This window comes from Psychroserpens mesophilus (genome assembly GCF_050617655.1).
In the GTDB taxonomy this organism is placed as follows: Bacteria; Bacteroidota; Bacteroidia; order Flavobacteriales; family Flavobacteriaceae; genus Psychroserpens; species Psychroserpens mesophilus_A.
The window spans coordinates 1-9,777 of sequence record NZ_JBODQC010000018.1 but is presented as its reverse complement, the minus strand read 5'-3'; the positions used below and the strand labels follow the sequence as shown (position 1 = coordinate 9,777).

At 33.6% G+C, this 9,777-nt stretch carries 3 protein-coding genes and 1 pseudogene; 3 read left to right on the top strand and 1 reads right to left on the bottom strand.

All coding sequences use genetic code 11. The annotated features are described in order from the left end of the window. A partial coding sequence (locus ACRHNM_RS15995) for an Ig-like domain-containing protein (RefSeq protein ID WP_431137647.1) occupies positions 1 to 3,585 on the bottom strand: 3,585 nt, incomplete at its 3' end. 716 nt (positions 3,586 to 4,301) lie between these two features. On the opposite strand from ACRHNM_RS15995, the gene ACRHNM_RS15990 reads away from it, so the two are divergent. From ACRHNM_RS15990 to ACRHNM_RS15980, 3 genes and pseudogenes are all read left to right on the top strand, one after another. Then, entirely contained in the window at positions 4,302 to 5,891 is a 1,590-nt protein-coding gene (locus ACRHNM_RS15990; protein WP_431137646.1) for a peptide chain release factor 3, read from the top strand. 103 nt (positions 5,892 to 5,994) lie between these two features. Then, positions 5,995 to 7,926, top strand: coding sequence for a LysM peptidoglycan-binding domain-containing protein (locus ACRHNM_RS15985; RefSeq protein WP_431137644.1), 1,932 nt, complete (start codon positions 5,995 to 5,997; stop codon positions 7,924 to 7,926). A gap of 222 nt (positions 7,927 to 8,148) precedes the next feature. Next, a pseudogene (locus ACRHNM_RS15980) lies at positions 8,149 to 9,777 on the top strand (hypothetical protein); the annotation flags it as partial.

Sequence of the window (9,777 nt, the reverse complement as noted above, 5' to 3'; positions counted from 1 at the left end):
AATCACAAACTCTCCATCTTCACCTGAACACACATTTGCATCTGTCGCTGATACGGTTGCTAAGGTTGGTGATGGGTTTACAACAATTGATAGACTTTCCTCTTCTGGACACTTATTGTTAATTGTTGTCACTTCTACGCGATAAGCATTTGTATCGAAACTCGCAGGAACGTTATTAATTGTTAATATCGCTGTTTGGGTACCAGAGTACTGAGCTCCATCTGTTAAAGCTGTTGCTCCTAAATACCATTGATAGGTATAATCTGCTGCTGGTATAGCAATTGTAGTATCATCACTTGTGCTTCCCGTTAAACCAAAATCGGTTACACGAACACCAGTTGTTGCCGCAGTCAAGACCAAACTCTCTGATTCACATATAATAGCTGGATCTGGATTAGGAGTAATGGTAATACTAGTTACGGCATCACTAATAATTTCAGTTCCATTAACACCATTATAGCCTCCAACACCTCCTGTTACCAATCCATTACTATCAATGCCTGTTCCGTCAAATACTCCATCATTATTATCATCTGTACCATCAGATTCAAAAACATCATAACAACCATCATTATCACTATCATCATCTAAATGATTAGGAATTCCATCATTATCTATATCAAATAGTGTTGTAATTGGATTATTAAAATTATCAACACAACTAAATTCTACACTATGCCTTCTAGTTATGGGATTATTAGGGGTAATAACGCTTAATCCAAGTCTTATGGTCTGACTTGAAGTATTCAAATATCTAGTTGAGTAATTTACAGAAGGGTTAGCATTAGAAGTGCCAGTAAAATTAGTACTACTAGAAGTACCAACTAACCATGGACTATCATTTGTTATAGCTATTTCTGTAGGGCTATCTACAGTATAACTAATAGGAAGTTCTGTCCAGTTTTGTTCTAATATATCTGCATTTCCATCAAGATCATTGAAATTAATAAATAACTCAGGAATTACAAAAGCAGTATTCGTTCCAGATTGCACAAAATCAATCTGATATTCAACATAAGGCTGTTGTCCAGTAGGAACATTACCTAAACGAGTTTCTGGTTTAAAAAATGTTGGATCTGTAGAGTTTTCATCAATTACAGTTACAAAACAATTATACACTTCATTAATTGTAACTAAAGCATCAATCCCTGAAGCAACATTTGAAAACCTAAAAACTTCTCCTTCAAGCACACTAGTAAGTGAGCCATCTCCAACTTCTTCCACTGGCGCATTACTAAAATCTAAAGTTGTTTGTCCTCCACAGATTGGTTGACTATTAACCGTATAGCCTTTTTCAATAACATCAAGTATCCCATCATTATCATCATCATCATCACATCCGTCAACATATAAATCACCATCATTATTTTGTGTATCATCAAAACCAGGACACTGATCATTATTATTACTAACTCCATCTCTATCATTATCACATTCTCCAGATATTGCATTAGGATTAGTTGAATTAAGACTAATATCATTCTGTAGTCCAGGCAAACCTCCAACTAAAGGAATACCATTAACATCAACTATATCTCCAAGAGTATCATCTTCATCTAAATCACCCAATGTATAACCTCCATCACCTTCTAATGCATCTGGACAACCATCATTATCACTATCTGAATCCAAAAAATTTGGTGTTCCACCTCCATCAGTATCAAGACAAAGCTCAACAAACACATTATCTAATCTAAAATCATCTGAAACACCAGCACCTGCTGAAAACGCTCTAATACTTATATCTGCAGTACCTGTAGGTGACACAAAGAAGAATGTTTGCGTTGCAAACACATTAACACCTCCATTATCGGCTTGAATTTCAGCTGCTGTTTTACTGTAAACTACAGTTCCGTCAATTGAAACTTCTAATGTGGCATCAACAGGGCTAGAAGCATCAGCTGCATCTTCAAATGTAAATGCAGTTATAACATCTTCATAAACCGTCACTGTTTGTTCAAAAGTAGAATCAGAATTATCAGCAGTAAACCTCGCTATTCCTCCTCCAATACCAGATCTAAACCAATCTGTATTACCAGATTCTGTCCAGCCAGTAACAAGATTTGAATCAAAATTACCATTAACTAATGCATTGCTAGCATTACATTCTATTGAATCTAATAGACCATCATTATCATCATCAAGATCACATCCATCAGGAATAGAGTCGCCATCAACATCTTCTAAATCATCAAAGCCTTCACATATATCTAAAGAGTTAATCACACCATCATTATCGCAATCGTTAGTTGGAAAATCTAAACAGTTACCTACTACAATTGAAACATTAGCGGTATCACAAATTGAATTATCTACATCTAGACAAATATTGTATTCAATGGTATAGGCTCCTGGAGTACTATCTGAAGGGATATTTATTGTTCCATCTGAATTAATAGTTACACCTGTTAAACCTCCATCATTACTAATACTAATATTATCATCTATATTCGCATCAGTGGCAGTTGATCCATCTGCAATATCAGTTCCGTTTCCGTTATCTGCAAACACACTAGTAGTGGTCCCTCCAATAATTGGATTAACTGGTGTTGCACTAAAATCGTCGTTATTTGCTGTTATAGTTGGTGGTGGGACTAAAACATTAACCGACAAAGTAGCTGTATTTGATGTTGCTGGTTGAGGCTGACCATCAAGAACATAATTATCCTGAACGGTATAGTCTAAAGTAGCTATTCCTGTAAAACCTGTCATTGGAGTAAATGTAACATCTCCTGCAGCATTAACAGACCAAGAACCTTGTGCTGTCGAGTTTGAGTTTTGTACACCAGGTGTTGTTAAATCTAAATCTACAGTAGAATTCACAATACTACCATCAAAATCAACATCTGAACTTGTAACATTAAACGTTGTAGCAGTATTAATAGGTGTTGTATCCGAATTATTATCAGCCACAGGAACAATATTCAAAGCGTTCAGAGTAATAGACAACTGAACTGATTCATAAACAATTCTAGAACCTCCACCTCTGGGAGTAGAATCATTTCCTGGAAAAAAGGCAAAACTCATGCTCGTTGCTGTTGCAGTAAATCTAATTGCAACCGTATTCCACTGATTCCTATCTGAAACACTAACAGTAACCGTTTCTCTTGGATTTGAACCTACTTGATAGTCAAAATCCTCAATAAAGGTTCCTGCATAGTAGTCTGGCCCTTGACCATCATTATTTGACACTGGAGCAAACCAGTATAAAATCAATTCGTAAGTGTTTCCAATAACTAGGCTTGACATTGTTGTAAGTACAGTTTCTTCAGTACTATTAATATCTCTTAAAGAAATCCAATCTAAATGTCCATTGGGAGGTAACGGTAAAACATCTCCATTTGCAGGAAAATCCCAAGTGGCTCCTCCTCCACCAACACCTGTTGCAGCTGCAACTGTTGAACTAGAAATGTCAGGTGTACCTCCATTATCTGTCCAACCAGTTGGAGCACAGTTTTGACAAGGACTTCCTCCATCTGTAGCAGGAATGGTTTGTGAAAAAGAATTTTGAAATGAAAATACTATTAATAAGTTAGTAAAAAAAGCCAACTTATTAATAAACGAGAATCGCGTAGAGGTATTCATAAAATCTTATATAAATTATTTATTCTTAAATTTTATATAACACCTTAAACCCACTACCTTAAAAACAAAAAAAACCTTTTCCTATACACATAAACATGTATAAGTAAGGTTGTTTGTTATTGTTGTAGGTTCAAAATAAGTGCTATTAATCTGGTTCAAATGTAACAATTTTGTAAAATAAATACTATAAATATTAACATTCATTTAATCGATAAAACGCTCATTTTAATCGACTAAAAGCAAAATTAAAGTATTTTTCTATATAACAAAGCTTTTTTATTAATAATTAACCTCTAAAAATTAACATATGATAATTTATATTTTTATTAAACCTACAATAAACTCTGAAATAACAACACTAACAATAGCACTTAACGCTTTGTAAAATGGTTGCCAATACATTGTTACAATGTAACAGTTTCACTATTGATGTCTATCACAATCTCAAATAATCCAAACACAAAGCACATGTAAACCGTCTATACGCTCTATCTAAATAAAGCTTATACCAATTATATGCCGACTATATGCTGACTTCATACTGACTATATGCCGACTTTATTTCATATTCAATTCATCGCATATTTAAATCAACACCCTAAAAAACCTATAACAAACACGCAACAATTATCTTAAAAACAGATATCAAAACCCAATGTATATTTTGAGTCAAAATAAATTAATAAAATTTATATTTGCACCTACTAAAAAAGAATATGAGTTTTTTAAAAGAAATCAATAGACGTAGGACTTTCGGAATTATTTCACATCCCGATGCAGGTAAAACAACATTAACAGAAAAACTGTTACTTTTTGGTGGTGCCATACAAGAAGCAGGAGCTGTTAAAAGCAATAAAATAAAAAAAGGCGCTACCAGTGACTTTATGGAGATTGAACGCCAAAGAGGAATTTCTGTAGCTACTTCTGTTTTAGCTTTTGAATATGATGGTATCAAAATTAACATTCTCGACACACCTGGTCACAAAGATTTTGCTGAAGACACTTTTAGAACCCTAACAGCTGTCGATAGTGTCATTGTAGTAATCGATGTCGCAAAAGGTGTCGAAGAGCAAACCGAAAAACTTGTTGAGGTCTGTAGAATGCGAAATATACCCATGATTGTATTCATCAACAAAATGGATCGAGAAGGTAAAGATGCGTTTGATTTATTAGATGAAATTGAACAAAAGCTAGGATTGAAAGTTGTTCCTCTTAGTTTTCCAATTGGCATGGGTTACGACTTTAAAGGCATTTACAACATTTGGGAGAAAAATGTCAATTTGTTCAGTGGTGATAGTCGTAAAGACATTGAAGAAACTATCGAAATCGATGACTTATCATCTCCTGAGTTAGATCAACTTGTTGGAGAAAAAACGGCTCAAACACTTAGAGAAGAAATTGAACTGGTTGAAGGTATTTATCCTCAGTTTGAAAAGGAAGCCTATTTAAATGGTGAGCAACAACCTGTATTTTTTGGTTCAGCACTTAATAATTTTGGAGTAAGAGAATTATTAGACTGTTTTGTAGAGATTGCTCCAAGACCTAGACCTAAACAAAGTGAAGAGCGATTAGTAAAACCTGAAGAAAATACGTTTTCTGGTTTTGTTTTTAAGATTCACGCCAATATGGATCCTAACCACAGAAATCGCCTGGCTTTTGTGAAAATTGTTTCTGGTGAATTTAAAAGAAATGCACCATATCTACATGTAAGACATAACAAAAAATTAAAGTTTTCAAGTCCGAATGCCTTTTTTGCTGAAAAGAAAGAAATTGTTGACATTTCTTACCCAGGAGATATTGTTGGATTACAAGACACTGGAAACTTCAAAATTGGTGACACATTAACTGAAGGTGAAATACTCAATTACAAAGGCATACCGAGTTTTTCCCCAGAACACTTTAGATATATCAATAACGCTGATCCACTAAAATCTAAGCAATTATTCAAAGGAATTGATCAACTAATGGATGAAGGAGTTGCACAGTTATTTACCCTAGAACTAAATGGTCGTAAAGTTATTGGAACTGTAGGTGCATTGCAGTATGAGGTAATACAATATCGATTAGAACATGAATATGGCGCCAAATGCACCTATGAAAACTTAAATGTACATAAGGCGTGTTGGGTAGAACCTAAAAATCCAAAAAGTGAAGAATTTAAAGAATTCAAAAGAGTCAAACAGCGATTCTTGGCAAAAGATAAAAGAGGACAACTAGTGTTTTTAGCAGATTCAGCATTTTCATTGCAAATGACTCAGCAGAAATACCCAAACATAACCTTTCATTTAACATCTGAATTTAACTAATGTTAATAACATATTAATAATTTGAAATGTAGAAATCCACTTCAAACAATTAATATGATATTTTTACATGAATTAAAATTTAACCCTTTCAATTACTCCTTATATGGGCACTTATTTAAGACTAATAGTAGTGCTTTTTTTATGTACACAATACACTCATGGCCAAAATGACACCATTGAGCATGTAATACAAAAAGGAGAAAATGTGTATAGACTTTCTTTGCGCTACAACGTATCTATAAACGACATTTATCGTCTAAATCCTGAATCTAAGAACATAATCAAAGCTGGAGAAATATTATTAATTCCAAAAAACAAAACTACTGTAAGCAAAGACACTTCAGAAAACCCTCAAAATTATTTAGTTTCAAAGGGAGAGACAAAATATGGAATTTCCAAAACTTTCGGAATTAGCATTACTGAATTAGAAAATGCAAACCCATTTATTCGAAATGGCTTACAAGCTGGTCATAATTTAAAAATTCCTGTTAAAGAAAATTCAAACTATTCAAACAAAAAACCAAATCAGCATATTGTTGTGAAAGGTGAAACTTTATGGGGAATTTCACAAAAATACAATATGTCATTAAATGACTTAATGAGTCTTAACAAAGTAAATGAAGACAGCACCTTAGCAATTGGAGAAGTGCTTTTAATCTCTGAAAATCAAAATCAGACTAGGGTATCAGAAACATATCTCGTAAAAAAAGGAGACACAAAATATGGACTTTCAAAACAATTTGGATTAAGCATTTCAGAACTTGAACGCTTAAATCCGGAAATCACAGACATGCTGAGAACTGGCACAATAATTCAATTAGAAAGTCCTAAAGAATCTGTAACTAAAAAAACCGACCCCTTAATTACTAATACCCTAAACGAAGTTAAAACAGGTGAAACTTTAAATTTAGATTTTTATATAATTAAACCTAAAGAAACGATATATAGCATCGCTAAAAAAGCTGGAATTACTAATGATGAACTAATTGCTTTAAATCCAAAATTGAAAACTTCGGTTCTGGCAGGAGACACCATCAGGTTTCCTAACTATGCTAAACAAGATATTACTAAAACATCAACATTCGTAAAACAATTCAAAACAGATATATTCTGGTCAGAAACTTCACTTGAAGATAATGCAAAATTTACTGAAAATGCTAATGATTATTTAAAAGGTTTAAATCACGCTGTAACTTCAGCTAAATCCAAACATCCTGAAATGATTTTAAACTTAATAAATCTGAAGCAATCTGACAGCCTTTTATTCGAAGGTAAAAATGACAGTTTAACACATTATAAGATTAAACCCACTCCTACTTTTAATATCGACAACGACGCAAATATTCAAAGTACATTTATCATTTCAGAAGTAGACAAAGACACTAGTAATACAATAACCATCAAGGGCATACCTTCTAAGAAAGTGATGCAAAACAAAATGATTAGTTACTTAAATAACAAGAATGGAAAAGTGATTTGTTTGTATGACAATGAGCACTCAGACAATTTAAAATCTATAAAAAACACAATTCCAAATATAGAATTAATACGATTAAACAGAAATGATCAGTTTAAAGAAAAAGATTTAAAAGAAAGTCTTGATTCTGAAGTTAAAAATTTTGTCATTATTGAAAGTTCTAAAGTTGGTGTGTTTTTAAGTGCTTCAAGCTTACTTCTTAAAGAATCTTCAAATCACAAAATTCAGTTGATAGTTTTAAATCCTAAAAATATTCCAGATAGTTCAAAAATCTCATATAATCGATTTAAAATATTAAACTTAGCTTATCCAATGTTTTATAATCCAAATTATTTGAAAGAAAATACTGTAGATTATAAAATGGCATATTTAATTAGCTCAGATATTTTAAACAGATTAAAGGCTAATGGTATTGAAGCATTTAAAAATGAAACGTCAACATCCGTTTTAGGTACGGTTTTTAAATATGATTACAATGATAATTCAGCAGAAAACAAGGCTGTATCAATTTTCATGTTTAATGATAATTCTGATGCATATTTGATTGAGACCTATTAGATAGTATTCTGTTTCTTTTTAGAATTAACAGTACAAAATATTTCAAAATTACATGTCATCTGCCAAAACAAACCTTTTGTCGTACAATTATATTTTATACCTTTGAAATTAAACCTTTAATCTAACCAATTAAAAACCTATATTTAGCTCATATAATTTATGAAGTTTTAAAACCATACTTTTTTACCAACCAATAAATAAGCATTTTATAGTAGAACACCAATGAAAAGTCCCAAATCAATACTATTCATAATTACTACAAGCGCATTACTGTGTTTTAAATCCTTTTCACAATGCCCAACTATCGCAAATAATGTTCAGACATTCTGTGATTTAGATTCTTTATTGGTATCCGATTTACAAGCTACAGATGAAGGCGAAGGTATTGCTTGGTTTGAAACTCCTTCTAGTATAGTTCCGCTTGACGATTCAGATTCTTTGATTAATGGACAAACATACTATGTAGATAACGTATCTGGCACATGCGGTTCTAGGCAAGCTGTTTTAGTAAATGTTCTTGGTCCTCCAATTGGATTAAACTTTCAAGGAGTATGTGTTGAAAATGCTTCAGAAGCAACATTAGAAGACTTAGAAGCATTTGGAAATAATGTGCAATGGTATTTATCACCTTCTGGAGGTTCTGCATTAAACATTAATACACTATTAATGGATAATACAATCTATTATGCAGACCAATCCAGTCCTTTTACAGGCTGCAGAACATCACGATTATCTGTATTTGTTAATGTTGGAGTTGTTGATGTTCCTATTGGAGATAGCGTACAAGAGTTTTGTATTGCAGACGGAAGCAATCCAACTGTTGATGATCTAGTTGCTAGCGGAATTAATAACTGGTATTTATCTATTGCTTCAGCATCAGCTTTAGAACTTAGCACTCCCTTAATTAATGGACAAACTTATTATGCAACATCATTAGATCCGCCTTGTGAAAGTGATAGTAGATTAGCAGTTACTGTCAGCTTAATTGAACCAGTGGATTCAGGTCAAGATGGAATTCTTGACATTTGCCAAGATGATTCGACAATAGTAAATCTCTTTGATAGTCTTGGTGGTACACCTGATACTGGTGGTACATGGTCTCCTGCTCTGGCCAGTGGTTCTGGTATTTTTAACCCTAATGTTGATCCTGCTGGTGTGTATACCTATACAGTTACAAGTTCTAATCCTACTTGCGATGAAGATTCGGCTTACGTTACAGTTACTTTTATTCAGCTTCCTATAGCTGGTACAGATGGAACGATTGATCTTTGTCAAAATGAAACAACCACAGTAAATCTCTTTGATAGTCTTGGTGGTGCGCCTGATACTGGTGGTATCTGGTCTCCCGCTCTTGCCAGTGGTTCTGGTATTTTTAACCCTAATGTCGATTCTGATGGTGTGTATACTTATACAGTCACAGGTTCTAATCCTGCTTGTGAAGACGATTCAGCTACTGTTACAGTTACTTTTATTCCGCCTCCTATAGCTGGTACAGATGGAATTCTTGATCTTTGTCAAGATGATACAACCACAGTAAATCTCTTTGATAGTCTTGGTGGTACGCCTGATACTGGTGGTACATGGTCTCCTGCTCTGGCCAGTGGTTCCGGTATTTTTAATCCTAATATTGATCCTGCTGGTGTATACACTTATACAGTTACAAGTTCTAATCCTGTTTGTGAAGACGATTCGGCTACTGTTACAGTTACTTTTATTCAGCCTCCTATAGCTGGTACAGATGGAACGATTGATCTTTGTCAAGATGAAACAACCTCAGTAAATCTCTTTGATAGTCTTGGTGGTACGCCTGATACTGGTGGTACATGGTCTCCCGCTCTGGCCAGTGGTTCG

Excerpts from the sequence above, each read along its gene's own strand:
- ACRHNM_RS15990 (WP_431137646.1), top strand. The coding sequence starts at position 4,302 with ATGAGTTTTTTAAAAGAAATCAATAGACGTAGGACTTTCGGAATTATT.
- ACRHNM_RS15985 (WP_431137644.1), top strand. The coding sequence starts at position 5,995 with ATGGGCACTTATTTAAGACTAATAGTAGTGCTTTTTTTATGTACACAA.